Source organism: Bacteroides mediterraneensis (assembly GCF_900128455.1).
Lineage (GTDB): Bacteria > Bacteroidota > Bacteroidia > Bacteroidales > Bacteroidaceae > Phocaeicola > Phocaeicola mediterraneensis.
Map to the genome: position 1 here is coordinate 2,187,340 of NZ_LT635783.1, position 22,402 is coordinate 2,209,741.

Below are 22,402 nucleotides of genomic sequence, written 5' to 3' on the forward strand. Positions count from 1 at the left end.
TACATTTATATGAATAGCCCTCATCATCAAATAACAAATTAATAATACCAAATAAAAATACGTATAGATTAAAAAAGTTCTTTGTGCTTTTGTCAGGGAACTTTTTTTTCGTAAATTTGCGTTCAATTATGCGGCAGTAATAATATACATATTAATACGAGTTAAGAATCCTGTAGTTTTCTACATGCTACGAGGAGGTATTAAAAGGTGCGTTTCGGCAATGCATCTATTGTAGTATATTATTGCTTAATCAAATGAACATTATAAATTTAGGAATTCTTGCTCACATTGATGCAGGAAAAACTTCCGTAACCGAAAATCTGCTATTTGCCTGCGGAGCAACGGAAAAGCGCGGCAGTGTTGATAAAGGTGACACCATAACAGACTCTATGGATATAGAAAAACGTAGAGGAATTACTATTCGGGCTTCTACGACATCTATTGTTTGGAATGGTGTGAAATGCAATATCATTGACACTCCGGGACACATGGATTTTATTGCAGAGGTGGAGCGGACATTCAAAATGCTTGATGGTGCAGTCCTCATATTATCGGCAAAGGAAGGCATACAAGCACAAACAAAGTTGCTGTTCAAGACTTTGCAAAAACTGCAAATCCCGACAATTATATTTATCAATAAGATTGATCGTGCCGGCGTAAATCTTGAGCGTTTATATCTGGACATAAAAACAAATCTGTCGCAAGACGTCTTGTTTATGCAAACGGTTGTCGATGGAGTCGTTTACCCGATTTGCACCCCAACAGATATAAGGGCAGAACACAAAGAATTTGTATGCAACCATGACGACGATATATTAGAACTATATTTGGCGGATAAAGAAATCTTACCGGCAGATTATTGGAATGCGATAATCGCTCTTGTGGCAAAAGCCAAAGCCTATCCGGTCTTGCATGGATCAGCAATGTGCAATATTGGCATCAATGAGTTGTTAGACGCCATCATTTCTTTTATATTTCCTCCGGCATCAGTCCCCAATAGACTTTCAGCTTATCTTTATAAAATAGAACATGACCCCAAAGGGCATAAAAGAAGTTTTCTAAAAATTATTGACGGAAGGCTGAGACTTCGAACCGTTATAAAAGTCAATGATTCTGAAAAATTCATCAAGATTAAAAATCTAAAAACCATTTATCAGGGCAAAGAGATAAATGTTGATGAAGTGGTTGCTAATGATATCGCAATTATAGAAGATATAGAAGAATTAAGAATCGGAGATTATTTAGGTGTTAAACCTTGTCTGATTCAAGGATTATCTCATCAGCATCCCGCCCTCAAATCTTCTGTCCGACCAGACAAGCCCGAAGAGAGAAGCAAGTTGATATCCGCTCTAAATGTATTGTTTATTGAAGACCCGTCTCTGTCCTTTTCCATAAATTCATATAGTGATGAATTGGAAATCTCGTTATATGGTTTAACCCAAAAAGAAATCATACAAACATTGCTGGAAGAACGATTCTCCGTAAAGGCCCATTTTGATGAAATCAAGACTATCTACAAAGAACGACCTAAAAAGAAGGTGAATAAGATTATCCATATCGAAGTCCCTCCCAACCCTTACTGGGCCTCCATAGGACTGACTCTTGAACCTTTACCGATAGGGTCAGGGTTGCAAATCGAAAGTGAAATCTCCTTTGGTTATCTGAACCATTCTTTTCAAAATGCCGTTTTTGAAGGAATCCGTATGTCTTGCCAATCGGGATTGCATGGATGGGAAGTGACGGATTTGAAAGTAACCTTTACTTATGCCCTTTATTATAGTCCGATAAGTACCCCTGCCGATTTTAGACAATTGTCTCCTTATGTCTTCAGGTTGGCTTTGCAACAATCAGGAGTGGATATTCTCGAACCGATGCTCTATTTTGAGTTACAGATACCACAAGTAGCAAGTTCCAAAGCTATTACAGATCTGCAAAAAATGATGTCTGAGATTAAAGGTATCAGTTGTAATAATGAGTGGTGTCTTATTGAAGGGAAAGTTCCATTAAATACAAGTAAAGACTATGCCTCAGAAGTAAGTTCATACACTAAAGGCTTAGGCACTTTTATGGTTAAGCCGTGTGGGTATCAAATAACAAAAGGCGGTTATTCTGATAATACCCGTATGGAAGAAAAGGATAAACTTTTATTCATGTTTGAAAAATCAGTATCATCAAAATAATGGAACGATCCAGGAATTTCTATAAGACAATACGGTTGGGGTATATACTTATCTCCGTTCTTATCGGATGTATAGCATATAATAGCTTCTATGAATGGCAGGAGATAGAAGCATTAGAACTTGACAATAAAAAAATAGACGAGTTCCGAAAAGAGATAAACAATATCAATATTCAAATGATAAAATTCTCTCTATTTGGTGAAACAATACTGGAATGGAACGATAAAGATATCGAACATTACCATGCACAGCGTATGGCAATGGACAGTATGCTCTGCCGTTTCAAAGCTACCTATCCGGCAGAGCGTATAGACAGCGTACGCCATCTTCTCGAAGATAAGGAACGGCAGATGTGCCAAATCGTGCAGATACTTGAACAGCAACAAGCCATCAACGATAAGATACCCCGTCAAGTACCCGTAATCGCGCAGAAAAGTGTGCAAGAACAACCCAAGAAACCTAAACGAAAAGGATTCTTGGGCATCTTCGGCAAAAAGGAAGAAGCGAAACCAACTGTGACTACCACGATGCACCGTTCCTTTAACCGGAATATGAGAACCGAACAACAGGCGCAAAGCCGTCGCTTATCGGTTCATGCCGATAGCCTTGCCGCACGAAATGCGGAACTTAACAGGCAACTGCAAGGACTGGTTGTTCAAATAGACGGGAAAGTACAAACTGACCTACAAAAGCGGGAAGCCGAGATAACAGCCATGCGGGAACGGTCGTTCATTCAGATTGGGGGCTTGACAGGGTTCGTTATACTGCTACTGGTCATATCATATATCATCATACACCGAAATGCCAACCGCATCAAGCGATATAAACAGGAAACCGCAGATTTAATTGAGCGACTGCAACAAATGGCAAAGCGAAACGAGGCACTGATAGCCTCTCGCAAGAAAGCCGTTCATACCATTACCCATGAATTACGTACACCACTGACGGCAATAACGGGTTATGCCGGACTGATGCGGAAAGACTGCAATACGGATAAAACCGGGACGTATATCCGAAACATTCAGGAATCTTCTGACCGCATGCGTGAAATGCTGAACACCCTGCTGAATTTTTTCCGGCTGGACAACGGCAAGGAACAGCCTAATTTCTCCGCATGTAGGATTTCCGCAATCACACATACGCTCGAAACGGAGTTTATGCCAATCGCCATAAACAAAGGACTGACTCTGACAATACATTGCCACAAGGATGCCTTTGTATGTACAGATAAGGAACGCATCTTGCAAATCGGGAACAACCTGCTGTCCAACGCTATCAAGTTCACGGAGAACGGCAGTGTTTCTTTGCGGGCAGATTATGATAACGGTCTGCTGAAACTTATCGTCGAAGATACGGGTACAGGTATGACCGAAGAGGAACAGCAACGGGTATTCGGGGCGTTTGAACGTCTGTCAAACGCTGCCGCAAAGGATGGCTTCGGATTAGGTCTTTCCATTGTTCAGCGTATTGTGACAATGCTCGGCGGCACAATCCGTCTGGAGAGCGATAAAGGCAAAGGTAGCCGTTTCACGGTGGAAATCCCCATGCAGACAGCCGAGGAACTACCGGAACGGATAAATCAAACACAGGTTCATCATAACCATACATTCCACGATGTGGTTGCCATCGACAATGACGAAGTGCTGCTCCTGATGCTGAAAGAAATGTATGCACAGGAAGGGATACACTGCGATACCTGCACCAATGCTGCGGAGCTGATGGAACTGATACGAAAAAAGGAATACAGCCTTCTTCTGACGGATCTGAATATGCCGGATATAAACGGTTTCGAGTTGCTGGAACTGTTGCGCACTTCCAACGTTGGCAATTCAAGGGATATCCCGGTAATCGTGACAACCGCTTCGGGCAGTTGCGGCAAAGAGGAACTTATAGAACATGGATTCACAGAATGCCTGTTCAAGCCGTTCTCCATATCTGAACTGATGGAGATTTCAAATAAATGCGCCATGAATGCGGCACAAAATGAAAAGCCGGGTTTCACCTCCCTGCTATCCTACGGCAATGAAGCCGTCATGCTGGAGAAATTGATAACGGAAACAGAAAAGGAAATGCAGTCGCTCAGGTATGCGGAACAACGGAAAGACCTTCCGGAACTGGACGCCCTAACACACCACCTGCGCAGCTCTTGGGAGATACTCCGTGCCGACAGACCGTTGAGGGAACTTTATAAACTGATTCATCACAATGGCACACCTGACGACAAAGCAATAGGCAATGCCGTAAGAGCTGTGCTGGATAAGGGTTCGGAGATAATCCGGCTGGCAAAAGAAGAAAGGAAGAAATACAACAATGGATAAGATAAAAATCATCGTGGTGGAGGACAACATCGTGTATTGCGAGTTTGTCTGTAACCTGCTGGCACGTGAGGGATTCCGTACCGTGCAGGCTTTCCACCTCTCGACAGCGAGGAAACTTCTGCAACAAGCCGCTGACGGGGACATCGTGGTTTCAGACCTGCGCCTACCTGACGGCAATGGTATCGACCTGTTGCGTTGGATGCGCAAAGAGGGTATGACGCAGCCGTTCATCATCATGACCGACTATGCCGAAGTGCATACGGCGGTTGAAAGTATGAAACTCGGCTCGCTGGACTACATACCCAAACAACTCGTGGAGGACAAACTCGTGCCTCTTCTCCGTACCATACTGAAAGAGCGGAATATCGGGCGGAGCCGTATGCCCGTGTTTGCCCGTGACGGTTCCGCCTTCCGGAAAATCATGCACCGGATAAGGCTGGTAGCACCAACCGACATGAGCGTACTGATATTCGGAGAGAACGGCACGGGCAAGGAGCATATCGCCCACCATCTGCATGATAAAAGCAAACGTTCCGGCAAGCCGTTCGTGGCTGTGGACTGCGGATCGTTAAACAAAGAGCTTGCTCCATCGGCATTTTTCGGACACGTCAAAGGCGCATTCACCGGTGCGGACAGTGCCAAGAAAGGATATTTCCATGAAGCCGAAGGCGGCACGCTGTTTTTGGACGAAGTGGGCAACCTCGCACCGGAAACCCAACAGATGCTTCTGCGTGCCATACAGGAGCGGCGATACCGCCCCGTTGGTGACAGGACGGATAGAAGTTTCAATGTCCGTATTATCGCTGCCACCAACGAGAATCTGGAAAAGGCGGTCAATGAAAAGCGTTTCCGGCAGGACTTGCTGTACCGTCTGCACGACTTCGATATAACCGTTCCGCCGCTGCGTGATTGTCAGGAAGACATCATGCCGCTGGCAGAGTTTTTCCGCGAGATTGCCAATAATGAATTGGAGTGCAAGGTTAGCGGATTCAGCTCCGAAGCACGGAAAGCGTTGCTGACCCATTCATGGCCGGGCAACGTGCGCGAGCTTCGGCAGAAAATCATGGGCGCGGTGTTGCAGGCACAGACGGGACTTGTCACGAAAGAGCATCTGGAACTTGGGATAACCGAAACAACCTCTATTACCGGCTTCTCCCTACGCAACGATGAGGAAGATAAAGAGCGGATTCTGCGTGCTTTGAAGCAGGCTGACGGGAACCGGAAGGTCGCTGCCGAATTGCTTGGAATAGGCAGGACAACACTCTATAATAAACTGGAAGAATATGGATTGAAGTATAAATTTGAGCAACCATAGCCCGCAATTCGCTGAAAATGGCTATCTTTGCATGACATATTAGAAGGTAACGGCGACTGGCAGAGCCTTTTGCCGCCTATATATAACATAAGACCGCAAGGCGTTTCGAGCGAAAATCTGGTAAATTGACACTACGGAGACGATTGCGTGATGCTTATGCTATGCCTACGCATAGCGTGCATTCACGTACTCTCCGTAAAAGGCTTTACCAGAGCCGTCGCTCGAAAGTAGTGTGATTTGCACGCTACTTTTTTGTCCTTGCCCAACGAAAGGAAACGATAATGGGTAAAGTACAGATTCTTGCCGTCCTCACGATGGACGGTTGTCAAAGCTCCGAGTTATGTTGCAAAGCGTATAAGGAACTGCGCCTTGAAGATTGCGGCATCAATAAGATAAGGGAAAACGCCCTTTATCATATCACACCGGATTATTCCATATCTATGCTTGACGAATGGCGGAAATCCACAACAGACATCTGCTATCTGGCAGAAGTCACTCCTGAAAAGGCGGACTACATCAACGGGCTGCTGCGTATGCGTGTGGTGGATGAAATCATACTTTACACGATTCCTTTCATTGCCGGAACGGGAAAGCGTTTCTTCCAGTCCGCCTTGCCACAGGGACAATGGACGCTGACCTCACAGAAGGTGTACCGCAACGGAGTGGTCCGCCATATCTATAAAGCGTGCGTTTGATGTCCGGAAAGTGGACGAATGTTCAGTAAATGAACACTTTAAGCTGAATACAATTCCTGTCGGATAAATAAATTGAGAAATTATCACACTGAAATCCAGCACCTTGCAGAGAGCGTGCCGGATTTTTTCTTTTATGTACACGCTTTTTGCCAATCATATTCATGTGCGCATACCGAAAAACAGAGTGTAAAATTTCAAAATTGACAGGACATGAATTATTTCTTATTGGCGGAAACCGAGTTCTTCCGCCGTATAAACGAAGCCGGGGACTGCAATATGGAAACGGCATACACGGCTTTCGCCACGCAAGTGATCGAACTATGCAGCGGCAATGTGGACACCAACCGCACCATCATTGCGCTGGCTTACATTGAAATCGAGTTGCAGCACCATCCCGTGCGCAATCTTCCCGAAGAAAAGAGGGAGGTTGCAGCCTACATCAGCAAGGCACTCTCTTTCGTGAGGAAGATGCAGAAGTTCCTTGCCGCTCCCCAAGTGCCACCACTAATCCCCATCCGTACATCCTCCGACAACACAACCGAAAATCCCGCCTCACCCCTGCAATGGACGGGCAACGCCATCGACCTCGTGGAACTTATCTACGGCATCAACGAGATGGGCTGCATCAACAACGGCAACATGCCGCTCAAACAGCTGGCCCCGCTTCTCTACAAGATTTTCGGGGTTGAATCAAAGGACTGCTACCGCTTCTATATAGACATCAAACGCCGGAAGAACGAAAGCCGCACCTATTTCCTTAACAGAATGCAGGAGAAACTGAACGAGAGAATGCTCCGCGACGAAGAAATGGAGCGCATGAGAAGATAAAAAATATCCATTATAAATAAAAAGACAGGATGCATGTATTCCTGTCTTTTTAGTTTATATTTGATTACATACTAATTAGTTCTATATGAAACCTTTCAATCCGATAAAGATAAACTGCAAAACATTATGTCTGGGAAATAATAGAACAATTAGTGCTATTAGCATTTATAATTACTACGAACGATGAAACAACTACTTTAAGATTGATCTATAAAAATCGCCACTTTGCAGTTTGTTTTTTGTGTAAAATTCGCCAATTAAAAAATTATGATTATCTTTGCACTATAATTCATAAAGGTATGGAAACAGTAAATAGAATACTTCAAGAGAAGATTACTGCACGAATCGCGCCCAATAAAGCAGTATTAATTTTTGGTGCCCGCCGTGTTGGTAAAACGGTAATGATGCGTAAAATTGTGGACAACTATTCAGGTAGGACTATGATGCTCAACGGTGAAGACTACGACACATTAGCACTTTTGGAGAATCGCTCAATTGCCAATTATCGACATTTGCTGGATGGTATTGATTTGCTGGCTATTGATGAGGCACAGAACATACCACAAATCGGTAGTATTCTGAAGTTGATAGTTGATGAAATACCGGGAATAAGCGTCTTGGCAAGTGGTTCTTCATCATTCGATTTACTGAATAAGACTGGTGAACCGTTGGTAGGTCGCAGTACGCAATTTTTACTTACTCCTTTTTCGCAACGGGAAATAGCACAAATAGAAACCCCTTTTGAAACTCGTCAGAATCTTGAAGCCCGTTTAATTTACGGTTCATATCCTGAAGTAGTAATGATGGAGAACTATGAACGTAAAACAGACTATTTACGCGATATTGTAGGTGCATACCTGCTTAAAGATATCTTAGCAATTGACGGCTTAAAAAATTCGAGCAAGATGCGCGATCTGCTTCGATTGATAGCTTTTCAGTTGGGCAGTGAAGTTTCTTACGATGAGTTAGGTAAACAGCTCAGCATGAGCAAAACAACAGTTGAAAAATATCTTGACCTCTTGGAGAAAGTATTCGTTATATATCGTCTTGGGGCTTACTCGCGCAATCTTCGCAAGGAGGTGACGAAAGCTGGGAAGTGGTATTTCTATGATAATGGCATTCGAAATGCTATTATAGGTGCTTTTTCACCATTGGCTATTCGGCAGGATGTTGGTGCATTGTGGGAGAACTATATCATCGGAGAGCGTCGTAAGGCGAATTTCAACGAAGGGCTGCATAAGGAGTTCTATTTTTGGCGTACTTACGATAAACAAGAGATTGATCTTATCGAAGAGAATCCTAATAATCTGACCGCATTGGAATTTAAATGGGGGAACAAGATGCCGACTGTTCCAAAAGTATTTCAAGAAGCATATCCACACGTAGAGTTTCATGTGGTGAACAGGGAAAATTATTTAGAATTTGTGTAATGTAAAAATTTATAAGAGTATGTATTTAAGCCGGTTGCATATTAGTAAGTTTAGAGTATTCGATGATATCACCTTGTATTTCAAGAATGGTATAAATATACTGATTGGAGAAAATAATTCGGGAAAAACCGCAATTATAGATGCCTTACGTATATGTCTCGGATGCGGTAAACCAGATAACTTTATTTATGTGCAAGACGGAGATTTACATGTTAATCCGGAAAATCCTTCAGAAATCAACACAGTCATACAATTTGACTTGATATTTGAATTTGGAGATGCGTCAATTGAAAGGGAATGTTTCTATGATTTCATATCACAAGATAAAGACAATCCTGACAAGCAAACGATACAGTTGCATTTGAAATTCATCCAAGAAAATAATGGGAAGAAAAAATATTTCAAACGAATAATATGGGGTGGAGACAACGAAGGGCAGCAAGTACCTTATGAATCTTTACAAGAAATCTTTTATACCTATTTAAGTCCACTAAGAGATGCCGTAAGTTGTCTGCGACCTTATTCATATGACAATAAAACATCGCAGTTATTCAACCAACTTACAAAATATGACAAAGGCAACGAAAGCATACCTCTGAATGAAGAAAAGAAAAAATCACTTGCAAAAAATCTATACCAAATCTTCGAGAATGATGCTTATGATTGGAAACATATTTTAACTACAGGAAAGAGCAAAGTTAATGAGCATCTTGAAGGTACAGGAATAACTCTAAAACATCCTGATATAGAAATGCGCTATGTAGGCCGAGAGTTCTCGGATGTTGTACGTGGTATCGAATTAAAATGTCCGGTTTATAAAACAGTCGAAGCCGGACAAGAACAGAAATACTTTACCCTATCTCAAAATGGTTTAGGTGAAAACAATCTTATTTTCACATCCGTTGTCTTAGGAGATCTTATCAACAGATGCGAAGACCATGCTTTGGAAATCTACAACGCTTTACTTGTGGAAGAGCCCGAAGCACACTTGCATCCACAGTATCAGAATACTTTCTTCGAGTATCTAAATGAATTACAAAGCAAAGGACTTCAAGTATTTGTAACATCGCACTCACCGACAATTACGGCTAAATCGGATGTCAATAATATTTCCATTTTGCAACGTAAACAAAGTATTATACAGTCATTTTCATTTGATGAATTATCGGAAGATGATTATCCGAAAGAAAGTAAACGACATTTGCGAAAATTCTTGGACACGACAAAAGCTCAATTATTTTTTGCTAACGGAGTGTTGTTGGTAGAAGGTGTCGCAGAAGCGATTATTATACCCATTCTCGCAAAGAAATTCTTGACCGAAAAAATCGACTTGTGTAAAAGTGGCATTGAATTAGTCAATATCGGAGGTGTCGCATTCAATCATTTTGGGTTATTATTTAACAATGATGATGAGAGAAAGCGACTATTGTCGAAATGTGCGATCATTACAGACAGCGATCCCAAAGACAATGGAGATATATCTGACAGAGCGCAAAAAGCAAAGGATTTAGAGAAACATAACCTGAAAGTATGTTTGGCTACACACACTCTTGAGCATGATTTATTCGAACAATCTGAGCGTAACAAAGCTATAATGCGAGATGTATATCGAAAAATACATGCTCAAACAGATGATTTAAGTGGTGATTTTAATGTCTCTACTTTAATGAAAAAACTCAAATCTAATAAAGATAAAGCGGAATTTGCATTACAACTTTGTGATAGATTAGAAACCGAAGTAGCGTTCGATGTACCTGATTATATAAAGGATGCTATTTTGTTCATAGCCCCTTCAGAATAAAAGTATGGATATTCAATTATCAGCACAACAACAAGCTGTTGTAGGTTGCAACGAGCCGAGAATTGTCGTGAAAGCCTGTCCGGGAAGTGGAAAGACTTTCTCTGTGGCTGCGCGTATGGCAAAACTTTTACGAGAGAATAATTTATCGAGACACCGAGGAATTGCAGCCATATCTTTTACCAACACTGCATGTGAGGTTATACAAAAAGAACTTAAAGAGACATTCGGTTGTCGAAATATAGGTTATCCTTCATTTATAGGGACGATTGATAGTTTTATAAATACTTACATATTTCTGCCTTATGCCCATTTAGTTATGGGATGTGATTGTCGTCCTGAAATAGTAGGAACCGCATTTAATAAATGGTTTGATTATGATCCGACCCAAACAAGATATATTAGGGGTAAGCACGGTGAACGAATAATTACATCTCGTGATACCAACTACTATTTCGATCTCATATCATTTGGGCTTAATGACCAATTATTGCGATTAGCCCCATATCAGTCATATCATTTCGGAAAAGCGGATTGGGATAATCCCAATAAGAAAGATGGTTCACCTAAAAAGATTATATCTGAATTGAAAGAGATGAAATGGAAACATTTCAATGCAGGCAAGTTCAATCAGGCAGATGCGATATATTTTACATTCAGAATATTAGATAAATATCCTTCAATAACACAAAATCTTGTCCGTAGATTTCCTATATTGATAATTGATGAAGCTCAAGACACAACAGAGTTGCAAATGGCTATAATTGATAAATTATCTCAATATGGAGCGGAATCTATTATGTTGATTGGGGATCCTGACCAAGCAATTTTTGAATGGAATACTGCCAGTCCACATTTATTTATGGAAAAATACAATAATCCAGATTGGCATTCATTGGATTTGTCGGAAAATAGACGTAGCTCCGAAAAAATATGTCAATTAGCTAATCGTTTCTCAGGAAATGAAATGTGTTCAATAGCAAGTGACAAGGATTACACAGACGAGCCATGTATTAAAGGGCATCTCGACACGCCGGAATCTGTCAATCAAATTACGAATCATTTCATCGAAAAATGCAATGAGATGGGATTGGATGAATCTGAATATGCAGTTGTATTTCGAGGACAAAAGTTTGGCGAAACAAACTTTGGATTAGTAAACAATGATAGCTCATCAAGACAGAATAGTCCGTGGATAAACGGACACTACGGCGTTAGAGATATTGTATATGGAAAATATTTGATTGATCATGGAAAATATACTGACGGACTATCTCTTATAGAAAAAGGTTGCTATAAAATAACAAAGCGAGTACGGTATGTTCCCGCAAGTACAATACGAAAAGAAATAGGGGAAGTAGGGTTTAGAAGACATAGAGCAGAAATGGTTGAGTTTATTCAAAAATTACCTTCAACGAATAATACACTGTCTAATTGGATTACGGAACTTCAACAAACGGGCATAAATCTAACTGTTGATTTGGGCAAGGCGAATGTCCGTATTGAATCGCTTTTTAGAACAGTAAATCATCTCTTTCGGCAAGAGCGACCTTACCTGAAAACAATTCATTCGGTAAAAGGCATGACATTGGAGGCTATTTTAGTATTTCTATCTAAAAAAGCTGTCAGCACGAACTATGCAACGATTTTGAATAATCCTGCAAAGTATTCTGTTGACAATAATGAAGAACTCCGCATTGTGTATGTTGCATGTACACGACCTAAAAAAATGTTATGGATAGCCGTTCCATCAGACGATATCGATTGTTGGAGAAATAAATTGTTCTAAGCAAAAACAGATGATGCGATATTGTTTGCCATCATCTGTTTTTTGCTTTATATTTAACTACTTGGTAATAATATGCTTATAACGGGGCAGAACAAGGTATCAAACTTGTCCCGCCCGTTTCCGTTACCGACTGCCTCCTGTCGGCTATTTCTGCTGCAACAGATGTTTCAGATTTTCGTCATTAGCGATGCGTTCCAACTCTTCCTGAACAATCTGTTTCACCTCCTCCTTGATGCGCCTGTAATTCGCCTGCACTGTTTCCTTCATGCAGTCTTTGCCATCCTCGTCCGTGAAGTCGGTAATGATGGGTATCGGCTTGTAGGCTTTCTCCTCGCGTTTCACCTTCTCGGCATCCACGACAATCTCACAGTGGAAAATCTTCTGCTCGATACGCTCGTTGAAGTTGTCGGACACCGAACCGACAAACATGCCCTGCGTCAATCCGGAAATCTTGCTCGGCGGGATAAGCGCGTCCATCTGCGTGTTGATGGATGTAGAAACGTCCTGCCGGTTGATAGAGATAGACTGCCGTTTTTGCAACACCTTTCCGAACCGCTCCGAAAGCGTCTTGGCGGTTTCGCCCACCACCTGACCGGAGAAGATATTTCCGACAGTATTCATCACGACTTTGGCTTCTTTATCGCCATAGTCACGCACCAACTGGCTGAAATCCTGAAATCCCAGACATACGGCAACCTTGTTGCTTCGTGCGGTGGCGATAAGGTTGTCCAGCCCCTTGAAATATATCGTCGGAAGCTCGTCGATGATAACTGACGACTTCAACATCCCTTTCTTGTTGATGAGCTTCACGATACGGGAATTATACAGACCGAGAGCCGCCCCGTAAATGTTCTGACGGTCCGGATTGTTGCCCACACAGAGGATTTTCGGCTCTTCGGGATTGTTGATGTCCAGCGTGAACTCGCTGTCCGACATCACCCAATAGAGCTGCGGGGAAATCATGCGTGACAGTGGAATTTTCGCCGATGCGATCTGCCCCATCAACTGCTCGGCAGCCCCTCCGAGCCATGCGTCCATGAACGGTGAGAGATAGTTCTCCAGTTCGGGATAAGAGGTCAGAATCGGGAAAATATCCTCATAGCGGCGGTTCAGGAACTCGATGGCATGGGGGAACGTGCAATACTTGCCGTTCTGAAAAATTTTAAGATACCAGATGATAGCCGCGAAAAGGATGATGGGCGATTCCACAAAGAAGTCGCCCTGCTTCTGCACCCAACTTTTATTTAAGTTGAGCATGATGGTGTACGCGCTCTCGTAAGCGTCCGTGATGTCCTCCATGAAGTCCGGGTGAATGGGATTGCAACGGTGCGAGCGTCGCGGGTCGTCGAAGTTTATCACATAAAACTTCGGCTTCACCTTGTACCCCTCCGGGTGGTTGAGCAGATGATTATAGGCAATCGTGGACAAGTCACTGAATTTGAAATCATAGACATACATCGAGAAGCCCTTCTCAATCTGCTGCTTGATGAAATTGTTTACTACCGCGTATGACTTTCCGCTGCCCGGCGTACCCAACACGATGGACGCACGAAACGGATTCACGACATTGATCCAGCCGTTGTTCCAACGTTTCCTGTAATAAAAGCGTGTGGGCAGATTGACCGAATACTCGCTTTCGATAAGCCGTGTTTCCTGCATGAAGCTCTCGTTCTCGTTGTTGAACACGTCATCCATGAGGTTATGCTTCAACAGGCGGCTCATCCACAGACCGCCCATCAGCAGGCATACATAGCCCGTGCCTACGGTCAGCACGTAAAGCCCCGTCACCGCTTCAACCGGCAGCGGCAATGCCAGTATCCACCAATTGAGGAAGAACAGCACGAACCCTGCGGCAAGTGCCGTCCAGATTCTTCCCCAAGTGATTTTCTCTCCCTTCACACCCTTTGTCCCCAGACAGGACAGGGCAAGCAGGAGAACGGCAAACAGTTTCGTGTAGAGGATGGAACGGAACAGCCCCGCCGTGCGGTCGAAGTTCATCAGGATTCTGTCCACCACGCCGATGTCCACGCCCCATAGCCGTATGGCTTCATAGCAGAACCAGTACACGTTCATGACCACTAAAATAATACTCACGGCACGCAGAAAATCCATGATTTTCGCCAATGCCCTCAAATCGTCTTCTTGTTGTGACATAGATTGAAAATTTTTGATTGTTGATACCTCGATTACATTCCCAAGCCCTTGCGCCTTTTCTTTTTCTTCTTGCGCTGCATCGCCCGGATAAAGGCTTCCTCCTCGGCATCCACTGCCGGACCTTCGGGAGTGAGCAGACCGACACCGCCCACCGTGTCCTCGTGGTCGGATGCGGTCTGTCTGCGCATATCCTCTCCTGTTTCCACCGGAACGGACAGCGGAATCGGCGGCTGTCCGGCATAAGGCAGCGTGAAGTGTTCCTGCAAGGCGTTGGCGGAAAGCTCCTTGCCCATGCGCGAGCCATTCAGCACGCAGCCCGTGCGGTGGTCGATGAACGTGGCTCCGTAGATGCGTCCTTCCTCCGTATAGCGCAGCACGGTGTCGATACCCTTCTCCCTGAGCCGCGAAACGAACTTCTCCTTGTCATACGTGCCTTCAAGCACGGAAAGGACGGCGCGTTTTGTCATGTCGGCGAGTTTCCGGTCCTTAATCTCCTGCTTGGAACGGGCAAACTTCTTCTGCACGGCTTCATAGCCGGCGGACTTCCCGAAAAGCGAGGACTTGAACGGGTTGCCCGTCTTATTCCCGGCATCATCGGTGACGGAATAGACCAGCCCGTGATACTCGCGTCCGCGCACGTTTCCCCGCGCTTCCTCCACCGTCATATTATATAAGGAAAGGAGGGCGCGGTATTCACCCATCGTCTGGAAACGGTACTGTCCGTTCAGAGCCTTGACGGTATTCCCGATCTGCCTCTTCACGTCGCCCGCCGAAGCGTCCACCTTGCGCAGCGGGTTCTCTATCCGTTGATTCTTACGTTCCGCCGGGTGCAGCCCGTACTTTTGTTCCAGTTCCCGCCGGATGCGGTCGCTGCGACGGAAAAGGAAATCCTGATTGAGCCGCCTGCCTTTCTCATCCACATTGATTGTCACGATATGCAGATGGTGGCGGTCTATGTCCTCGTGCTTGACAACAAGGTACGGCTGGTTGCCGTAGCCGAGTTTCTCCAGATACTCGCGTGCGATGTCCTGCAATTCCGTGTCGGTCAGCACGTCGTCGGGATGCGGGTTGAGAGAGATATGGAGTACCGGTTTCTCCACCCTCGTATGCTCCGGCATACAGGCAAGAAAGCCCTCCATCGCCTTGCGTATGTCCACCGTCCCCGTGCCGTCATTGTAGATGCGGTTGGTGGTGAGCAGACGCCCTTTCGCCTCGTTGATCTTTTCCCCGTTGTAGGCAAGCGCGCCGTACAACGACTTTCCTACACTGATTTTTGCGACCATTTCGCCTCCATTTCCCTTGAAAGTTCCACAATCTGACGGCTCAGTTTCACGAGTTCGACGGTCTGTTGCTCCAGCTTGTAGAGCAACGCCATCGCCTTTTTCTCGGAAAAATGCAGCCTGAGTTCCTTCACGACTTGGTTGTAGTTCGTGCCTACCGCGCGGAACTGCGCATGGAAATCGGACAGTCTGGTGTAGTAATCCACCAGCGTCCTGTCCACTTTCAGCACCCTGAACGGCTGCCCGAAGAAGTGCGCCTTGATGAAAACCGACTTGGCGTAAACGCCCGACTTCTCGAACATGGCGAGGAAACGGTTGTGTTCCTCCTCGTTGAAACGGACGGTGTAGCGGAACACCGCCGGATCAAGTTTGGGATTTCTCCCGGTCTTGTTTCTTTTCTCTTTCATATAAACTTTGGATTTAGCGGATGGACGGCATAAGCCGCCGCTTCTTGGCACAGACACCGCAGGTTTGAAAGGCTTCCCGACTTCGGAGAGGAAGCCCGCCCCCTGCAAGGGCAAGTGCTTTTCGTGGCTGCTCAAAACGTTTTGAGCGGCTGAAAAGACATCTTGCTATGTTCAGACGAACATAAAAATCCGTCGGGGACGGATTGGGGGAATACCTTTCAAACTCCGGGCTGCGCCACCTGCGGCGAACCCTGCCGTTCGGGTGCAAAGTTACGCCCTTAAAGCGGTATCGGACAGAGGCTTGCCCCGGACAATCAGTGCCAACCGGCGCAACATGCCGCCACTTGCCGGGGAAGTGGTGCGGATTCAAAAATATCCTTGTTTATTTGCAGCATGATTCAAGAAACGAACGATTTGAAGATATGAAAAATGAGGCTTTCAAATACCCGGCAAACCGCTTCGGCGGCTATTTGCCAGACCGGATACCCGAACCTTCGGATGCCCGGCTTTCCAATGACGCGGTGATTCACGGATTCAATGACTTCATGACGCAATGTCGTCATTCACCAGTTATCCGAATCCCTGCCTCACCGTTGAAGCGGATACGTGACGAACCGGACAGGCGGAGATTCGCGGACGCGGATATACATGTCACCGATTCCGTATCGGAGCAGGAAAACAATTCATCAACCATTAAAACCAACAGAACCATGAGTAATGAAACATTCGTTGCATTCGCAACACAGAAAGGGGGCATCGGCAAATCCACCGTCACGGCACTTGCCGCCAACTACCTCCACAACGTGAAAGGACACAATGTCGCCGTCATAGACTGCGACGCCCCGCAGCACAGCATACACGGGTTGCGTGAGCGTGAAACGGGACTTATCGGCGGGAGCCTCTATTTCAAGGCACTCGCGTGTGACCACTTCCGCAAGATAAGGAAGAACGCCTACCCGGTCATCGCAAGCGACGCCCTTAACGCCCTCGATGATGCCGAAAGGATGCTTGCCGAAGAAAAGGTGAAACCCGACGTCGTGTTCTTCGACATGCCGGGAACCCTGAAAAGCAACGGCGTGGTCAAGACCCTCTCGCAGATGGACTACATCTTCGCGCCCATGAGTGCCGACCGTTTTGTCGTGGAAAGCACCCTGCAATTCGCCGTGATGTTCCGCGACAACCTCATGACGACGGGACAGGCGAAAACAAAAGGGCTGTACCTCTTCTGGACGATGGTGGACGGCAGGGAGAAGAACGGGCTTTACGACCTGTATGGGGATGTGATAGCCGAGATGGGGCTGCCGGTGCTGTCCACCCGCCTGCCCGACAGCAAGAAGTTCCGGCGCGACCTCTCGGAAGAGCGCAAGAGCGTGTTCCGCTCTACCATCTTCCCGATGGATGCGTCCCTGCTGAAAGGGAGCGGCATCCGTGAGTTCTCGGAAGAGATAAGCCGTATCATCAGACCTCAATAATCATGGGCAGCAGGAAAGTGAACACCGAAGGCATTGACGAGGAACTGTTGATAGCCTCCATCGGCAGACGCAGGCAGGACGGGACCCTGTACCACGCGCAGGAGCCGCCCGCACCTGCTCCCGAAGAAGAAAGCGTCCCTGAAACGGAACCGCCGCCCGTGCAATACACGGCAAAGGAAAAACCGCAGAGGGACACCGTCCGCCGCAAACGGCAGGAGGACGACTATTCCGGGCTGTTCCTCCGCCGCAACGAGATAAAGACGCGCCAGTGCGTCTATATCAGCCGCGACGTCCACAGCAAGATTCTCAAAATCGTGAACGACATCGCCGGGCGTGAAATCTCGGTAGGCGGCTACGTGGACACCGTGCTGCGCCAACATCTGGAACAGCACAAGGAGAAAATAAACGAACTGTACAAGAAACAACGTGAAGACTTGATTTGAATATGGAAAAGAACCAGAAAAACAGAAGTCCGCAGCATGACGGCGGCGGTATGCTTGCCCAAGTGCAGGCGAGTGTGGAAATCCTGTCCCCCGTGCCGTTATGCGGCAAATGCGGTGAGAAGGACTATGAACGGCTGTTCATCCGTGAAGCCGAAGTGAAGGCACGCGAGGGAAAGATGGCGTATGTGCGCCCGGAGTACCACGACCGCATCATGCGCATCACCCGTGTGATCGGGCATGACCGGCTGTCGCTGTCCGCCTACATCGACCATGTGCTTACGCACCACTTCAACCAGTGCGAGGAGGCGATAAAAAGCCTTTACGCCCGGAATTACGACGCAGTATTTTAACCCTCAAAAAAGAGAACGTGCATGAGTGAAACAATAAGCATGACTGATATTCTGCTGACCGTATCGGTCGGCTGCAACCTGTGGTTCCTGTTCCTGCTCCTTTATGACAGGATCATGGAAACCAGACTTGTCCGCTTCCTCAGAAGCATAGCCGGAGTGTGGCGGTCGTTGGGCGGCACGGCGGCAAAGCCCGAAGCGGTAAGGGAAATACCGCCCGCAGACACCCCGGACATCATCGGCAAGAGCCGTTTCAGGATGGCATCGACCCGGACAACCGCTGCCATACCGACGCAAGAAGCCGCCACTTCGGAAAAAGGCATTGAGCTGACGGAGGAAGAGGCTACTTTTGACGACGGAAACACGGAAACCGTGTCCCGTCCCGCCCAAATCCCGGAGGATAAACTCGACGAAACCTTCACGAGCCTCACGCCTTCGGAACTGGAGTTCGGGGAGGACGAGCCGGAGGAAGAAACGCCCGACGCGCCGAGGGCATCCGGAAGCAGCTTCGACGAGATAGACGATGCGGTCAGAACCGCCAAGAACCCGGAAGCGACAACGACGGAACGGGAGCGGGCGGCAAAGGTCTTCACCGACATGGAAGGGACGGAGCTGTACGAGAAGCTGATGACCGGCTCGTCTGAAATGAGCATCCGCATCAAGGGGCTTATCGAAATCCGGCTGAAGAAACCGAAAAAGGATTTTGTCGTCCCGGACAATATTGAGGACTTCGACATCCGCAACTATGTATAACGACTAAAAAAGAATGAAAATGAAAACGTAAGACGGCATCACCCACGCGCACGGCGGTACAAGGTACAGCCGGTCCGCAACGGACACACCCAAGTCCGTAGAAACAAACGGGCAACCCACTAAACCAAAGAAAAGTAACCGAGTATCAACCGCCCGACAAAGGACCATCCACCCTTTTGACGGCACAAAACAAGAACAGTTTATGAACAAGAACAACAGACAGAAACTTATCCTCTCAGCGGCACTTCTGGTTGCCGTAACCGCCTCCGCCTTCGCGCAGGGGAACGGCATCGCGGGCATCAACGAAGCCACCTCTATGGTGAGTTCGTACTTCGACCCCGGCACGAAACTCATCTACGCCATCGGCGCGGTAGTCGGGCTTATCGGGGGCGTGAAAGTGTACGGGAAATTCTCGTCCGGCGATCCCGATACCTCCAAAACAGCGGCAAGCTGGTTCGGAGCGTGCATCTTCCTGATTGTCGCCGCCACCATCCTGCGCTCATTCTTCCTTTAATAAACCAATGTATGGCTGAATACCCGATAAACAAGGGTATCGGCCGTCCGGTAGAATTCAAGGGCTTGAAGGCTCAGTACCTCTTCATCTTCTGCGGAGGTCTGCTGGCTCTCTTCGTCCTGTTCGTCATCCTCTACATGGTCGGCATCGACCAGTGGGTATGTATCGGCTTCGGCGTGGCATCGTCTTCCGTCCTCGTGTGGCAGACCTTCGCACTGAACGCCCGGTACGGCGAACACGGACTGATGAAATTAGGGGCAACAAGGAGCCATCCCCGATACCTTATCAACCGGCGGCGGATCACCCGATTATTCAAACGGAAACGAAAGGAAGAAACGACATGAGGAATACATCCAAAATGACAACACTGGAAAACAAGTTCCCGCTATTAGCGGTGGAGCAAGGCTGCATCATCTCCAAAGACGCCGACATCACGGTGGCTTTCGAGGTGGAGCTGCCGGAGCTTTACACCGTGACGGGCGCGGAGTACGAGGCGATACACGGCTGCTGGTGCAAGGCGATCAAGGTGCTGCCGGACTTCTCCGTTGTCCACAAGCAGGACTGGTTCATCAAGGAGAAGTACAGACCGGAGTTGCAAAAGGAGGACATGAGTTTCCTCTCACGGAGCTTCGAGCGTCACTTCAACGAGCGACCGTACCTGAAGCACACGTGCTACCTCTACCTAACCAAGACGACGAAGGAGCGTAACCGGATGCAGAGCAATTTCAGCACGCTGTGCCGGGGGCATATCATCCCGAAGGAGCTGGACAAGGAAACCGCCGCGAAGTTCATGGAGGCTGCGGAACAGTTCGAGCGCATCATCAACGACAGCGGCTTTGTCAGGCTGCGCCGCCTCTCCACCGACGAGATTGTGGGGACGGAAGGCAAAACCGGACTGATAGAGCGTTATTTCTCGCTCATGCCCGAAGGCGATGCCACGTTGCAGGACATAGACCTCTCGGCACGGGAGATGCGCATCGGCGACAACCGCCTGTGCCTGCACACCCTGTCCGACGCGGAAGACCTGCCCGGCACGGTGGCTACCGACACCCGGTATGAGAAACTCTCCACCGACCGCTCGGACTGCCGCCTCTCCTTTGCATCCCCGGTGGGGCTGCTGCTCTCCTGCAACCACATCTACAACCAGTACGTGATTATCGACAACAGCGAGGAGAACCTTCAAAAATTCGAGAAGTCCGCGAGGAATATGCAGTCGTTATCCCGATACAGCCGGAGCAACAGCATCAACCGCGAGTGGATAGACCGATACTTGAACGAGGCGCACTCCTACGGTCTGACCTCGGTGCGGGCGCACTTCAACGTCATGGTGTGGAGCGACGACGCGGAAGAGCTGAAGCACATAAAGAACGACGTGGGCAGCCAGCTGGCAAGCATGGAGTGCGTGCCGCGCCACAACACCATCGACTGCCCGACACTCTATTGGGCGGCGATGCCCGGCAATGCTGCGGACTTTCCGGCGGAAGAGAGTTTCCACACCTTCATTGAACAGGCGGTGTGCCTCTTCACGGAGGAAACCAACTACCGCAGCTCGCTCTCGCCCTTCGGCATCAAGATGGTGGACAGGCTCACGGGAAAACCGCTGCACCTCGACATCAGTGACCTGCCGATGAAGCGGGGCATCACCACGAACAGGAACAAGTTCGTATTAGGTCCTTCGGGTAGCGGCAAGTCGTTCTTCATGAACCATTTGGTGCGCCAATATTACGAGCAGGGCGCGCATGTGGTATTGGTGGACACGGGAAACTCCTATCAGGGATTGTGCGAGATGATACGGCGCAAGACGGGCGGCACGGACGGCGTGTATTTCACCTACACGGAGGAGAAGCCCATCAGCTTCAACCCGTTCTACACCGACGACTACGTGTTTGACGTGGAGAAGAAGGACAGCATCAAGACGCTGCTGCTGACGCTCTGGAAGTCGGAGGACGACAAGGTGACGAAAACCGAAAGCGGGGAATTGGGCAGTGCCGTGAGTGCCTACATCGAGCGCATCAGGGCAGACCGGAGCATCGTGCCGTCGTTCAACACTTTCTACGAGTACATGCGCGACGACTACCGCAGGGAACTGGCGGAGCGTGACATCAAGGTGGAGAAGGAGGACTTCAACATCGACAACATGCTCACCACCATGCGGCAGTATTACCGGGGCGGACGCTACGACTTCCTGCTCAACTCGGCGGAGAACATCGACCTGCTGGGCAAACGGTTCATCGTCTTCGAGATTGATTCCATCAAGGACAACCGCGAACTGTTCCCGGTAGTGACCATCATCATCATGGAAGCCTTCATCAACAAGATGCGGCGTCTGAAAGGTGTGAGAAAGCAGCTTATCGTGGAAGAGGCTTGGCTGTGACATGTAAGTCTTGTATATGATTGTTCAACTTTCATTCCACGAGTTGGAAATAGAACGATTGAACCTGTTGTTCCGTCAACAGTAGCCTATGGGAACGTGCGGTATTAAGCAATGAACCCGTGCGGTAACAGAACCAACAATGAAGCCCTTCCGAAAGGAGAAGTCTGAACCGTGAGGGGATGACAACTGCCGTTAGTATCGAACGACAGGGGAGCTAGGCTGAATGGTATGAATAACGTAATGTGAACCGTTGATAAACGTCGTAACTTCGAATGAGCTGCTAATGATACTGGGCTCTAACCCAA

Annotated in this window: 18 protein-coding genes; 15 read left to right on the top strand and 3 right to left on the bottom strand. The window is 47.3% G+C overall.

Going from position 1 to position 22,402, the window contains the following annotated elements; translation table 11 throughout:
• Positions 1-254: 254 nt before the first annotated feature.
• From tet to BQ7480_RS09070, 8 genes are all read left to right on the top strand, one after another.
• Positions 255-2,180 (top strand): tetracycline resistance ribosomal protection protein, encoded by a 1,926-nt coding sequence (gene tet, locus BQ7480_RS09035; RefSeq protein WP_065739727.1) that lies wholly within the window; start codon positions 255-257, stop codon positions 2,178-2,180.
• Entirely contained in the window at positions 2,180-4,498 is a 2,319-nt protein-coding gene (locus BQ7480_RS09040) for a hybrid sensor histidine kinase/response regulator (RefSeq protein ID WP_005944277.1), read from the top strand. Before tet ends, BQ7480_RS09040 begins: the two co-directional genes overlap by 1 nt.
• Entirely contained in the window at positions 4,491-5,813 is a 1,323-nt protein-coding gene (locus BQ7480_RS09045) for a sigma-54-dependent transcriptional regulator (protein WP_005944275.1), read from the top strand. Before BQ7480_RS09040 ends, BQ7480_RS09045 begins: the two co-directional genes overlap by 8 nt.
• A 281-nt stretch (positions 5,814-6,094) precedes the next feature.
• A complete protein-coding gene (locus tag BQ7480_RS09050; RefSeq protein ID WP_005944197.1) occupies positions 6,095-6,508 on the top strand; it encodes a dihydrofolate reductase family protein in 414 nt (137 codons plus the stop codon).
• Between the two features lie 210 nt (positions 6,509-6,718).
• Complete coding sequence (locus tag BQ7480_RS09055; RefSeq protein WP_005944195.1) at positions 6,719-7,336, top strand: RteC domain-containing protein; 618 nt, start codon at positions 6,719-6,721, stop codon at positions 7,334-7,336.
• A 299-nt stretch (positions 7,337-7,635) separates the two neighbouring features.
• Positions 7,636-8,766: an ATP-binding protein gene (locus tag BQ7480_RS09060; RefSeq protein ID WP_005944193.1), complete on the top strand. Its 1,131-nt coding sequence runs from the start codon at positions 7,636-7,638 to the stop codon at positions 8,764-8,766.
• A gap of 19 nt (positions 8,767-8,785) precedes the next feature.
• Positions 8,786-10,567, top strand: coding sequence for an ATP-dependent nuclease (locus tag BQ7480_RS09065; protein ID WP_005944191.1), 1,782 nt, complete (start codon positions 8,786-8,788; stop codon positions 10,565-10,567).
• A gap of 4 nt (positions 10,568-10,571) precedes the next feature.
• Positions 10,572-12,353, top strand: a complete 1,782-nt coding sequence (locus BQ7480_RS09070) for a UvrD-helicase domain-containing protein (RefSeq protein ID WP_005944188.1) — start codon at positions 10,572-10,574, stop codon at positions 12,351-12,353.
• Positions 12,354-12,497: 144 nt separating this feature from the next.
• On the opposite strand, the gene mobC is transcribed toward BQ7480_RS09070, so the two are convergent.
• Genes mobC through mobA form a run of 3 tightly spaced genes read right to left on the bottom strand, consistent with a single transcriptional unit; the run spans position 12,498 to position 16,194 of the window.
• On the bottom strand, positions 12,498-14,507 hold the full coding sequence (gene mobC, locus BQ7480_RS09075) for a conjugal transfer protein MobC (protein ID WP_005944186.1): 2,010 nt from the start codon (positions 14,505-14,507) through the stop codon (positions 12,498-12,500).
• A 32-nt stretch (positions 14,508-14,539) separates the two neighbouring features.
• A complete protein-coding gene (gene mobB, locus BQ7480_RS09080) occupies positions 14,540-15,790 on the bottom strand; it encodes a conjugal transfer protein MobB (protein WP_005944183.1) in 1,251 nt (416 codons plus the stop codon).
• Positions 15,769-16,194: a conjugal transfer protein MobA gene (mobA, locus tag BQ7480_RS09085; protein WP_005944180.1), complete on the bottom strand. Its 426-nt coding sequence runs from the start codon at positions 16,192-16,194 to the stop codon at positions 15,769-15,771. The genes mobB and mobA overlap by 22 nt, the downstream gene beginning before the upstream one ends.
• A 422-nt stretch (positions 16,195-16,616) precedes the next feature.
• Here mobA and BQ7480_RS09090 point away from each other — a divergent pair, with 422 nt between their 5' ends.
• From BQ7480_RS09090 to BQ7480_RS09120, 7 genes are all read left to right on the top strand, one after another.
• Positions 16,617-17,666 (top strand): ParA family protein, encoded by a 1,050-nt coding sequence (locus BQ7480_RS09090; RefSeq protein ID WP_008765477.1) that lies wholly within the window; start codon positions 16,617-16,619, stop codon positions 17,664-17,666.
• 2 nt (positions 17,667-17,668) lie between these two features.
• Positions 17,669-18,109 (top strand): DUF3408 domain-containing protein, encoded by a 441-nt coding sequence (locus tag BQ7480_RS09095; protein WP_005944168.1) that lies wholly within the window; start codon positions 17,669-17,671, stop codon positions 18,107-18,109.
• A gap of 2 nt (positions 18,110-18,111) precedes the next feature.
• Complete coding sequence (locus BQ7480_RS09100) at positions 18,112-18,459, top strand: DUF3408 domain-containing protein (RefSeq protein WP_005944164.1); 348 nt, start codon at positions 18,112-18,114, stop codon at positions 18,457-18,459.
• 21 nt (positions 18,460-18,480) lie between these two features.
• Positions 18,481-19,209, top strand: coding sequence for a hypothetical protein (locus tag BQ7480_RS09105; RefSeq protein ID WP_005944161.1), 729 nt, complete (start codon positions 18,481-18,483; stop codon positions 19,207-19,209).
• 202 nt (positions 19,210-19,411) lie between these two features.
• Positions 19,412-19,723 (top strand): DUF4134 domain-containing protein, encoded by a 312-nt coding sequence (locus BQ7480_RS09110; protein ID WP_005944158.1) that lies wholly within the window; start codon positions 19,412-19,414, stop codon positions 19,721-19,723.
• Between the two features lie 11 nt (positions 19,724-19,734).
• Positions 19,735-20,067, top strand: coding sequence for a DUF4133 domain-containing protein (locus BQ7480_RS09115; RefSeq protein ID WP_005944155.1), 333 nt, complete (start codon positions 19,735-19,737; stop codon positions 20,065-20,067).
• Complete coding sequence (locus BQ7480_RS09120; RefSeq protein WP_072542606.1) at positions 20,064-22,097, top strand: TraG family conjugative transposon ATPase; 2,034 nt, start codon at positions 20,064-20,066, stop codon at positions 22,095-22,097. Before BQ7480_RS09115 ends, BQ7480_RS09120 begins: the two co-directional genes overlap by 4 nt.
• Positions 22,098-22,402 lie beyond the last annotated feature (305 nt).

What these genes read in the sequence shown, in the direction of transcription:
- tet (WP_065739727.1), top strand. Translation starts at nt 255, where the DNA reads ATGAACATTATAAATTTAGGAATTCTTGCTCACATTGATGCAGGAAAA.
- BQ7480_RS09040 (WP_005944277.1), top strand. Translation starts at nt 2,180, where the DNA reads ATGGAACGATCCAGGAATTTCTATAAGACAATACGGTTGGGGTATATA.
- BQ7480_RS09045 (WP_005944275.1), top strand. Translation starts at nt 4,491, where the DNA reads ATGGATAAGATAAAAATCATCGTGGTGGAGGACAACATCGTGTATTGC.
- BQ7480_RS09050 (WP_005944197.1), top strand. Translation starts at nt 6,095, where the DNA reads ATGGGTAAAGTACAGATTCTTGCCGTCCTCACGATGGACGGTTGTCAA.
- BQ7480_RS09055 (WP_005944195.1), top strand. Translation starts at nt 6,719, where the DNA reads ATGAATTATTTCTTATTGGCGGAAACCGAGTTCTTCCGCCGTATAAAC.
- BQ7480_RS09060 (WP_005944193.1), top strand. Translation starts at nt 7,636, where the DNA reads ATGGAAACAGTAAATAGAATACTTCAAGAGAAGATTACTGCACGAATC.
- BQ7480_RS09065 (WP_005944191.1), top strand. Translation starts at nt 8,786, where the DNA reads ATGTATTTAAGCCGGTTGCATATTAGTAAGTTTAGAGTATTCGATGAT.
- BQ7480_RS09070 (WP_005944188.1), top strand. Translation starts at nt 10,572, where the DNA reads ATGGATATTCAATTATCAGCACAACAACAAGCTGTTGTAGGTTGCAAC.
- mobC (WP_005944186.1), bottom strand. Translation starts at nt 14,507, where the DNA reads ATGTCACAACAAGAAGACGATTTGAGGGCATTGGCGAAAATCATGGAT.
- mobB (WP_005944183.1), bottom strand. Translation starts at nt 15,790, where the DNA reads ATGGTCGCAAAAATCAGTGTAGGAAAGTCGTTGTACGGCGCGCTTGCC.
- mobA (WP_005944180.1), bottom strand. Translation starts at nt 16,194, where the DNA reads ATGAAAGAGAAAAGAAACAAGACCGGGAGAAATCCCAAACTTGATCCG.
- BQ7480_RS09090 (WP_008765477.1), top strand. Translation starts at nt 16,617, where the DNA reads ATGAAAAATGAGGCTTTCAAATACCCGGCAAACCGCTTCGGCGGCTAT.
- BQ7480_RS09095 (WP_005944168.1), top strand. Translation starts at nt 17,669, where the DNA reads ATGGGCAGCAGGAAAGTGAACACCGAAGGCATTGACGAGGAACTGTTG.
- BQ7480_RS09100 (WP_005944164.1), top strand. Translation starts at nt 18,112, where the DNA reads ATGGAAAAGAACCAGAAAAACAGAAGTCCGCAGCATGACGGCGGCGGT.
- BQ7480_RS09105 (WP_005944161.1), top strand. Translation starts at nt 18,481, where the DNA reads ATGAGTGAAACAATAAGCATGACTGATATTCTGCTGACCGTATCGGTC.
- BQ7480_RS09110 (WP_005944158.1), top strand. Translation starts at nt 19,412, where the DNA reads ATGAACAAGAACAACAGACAGAAACTTATCCTCTCAGCGGCACTTCTG.
- BQ7480_RS09115 (WP_005944155.1), top strand. Translation starts at nt 19,735, where the DNA reads ATGGCTGAATACCCGATAAACAAGGGTATCGGCCGTCCGGTAGAATTC.
- BQ7480_RS09120 (WP_072542606.1), top strand. Translation starts at nt 20,064, where the DNA reads ATGAGGAATACATCCAAAATGACAACACTGGAAAACAAGTTCCCGCTA.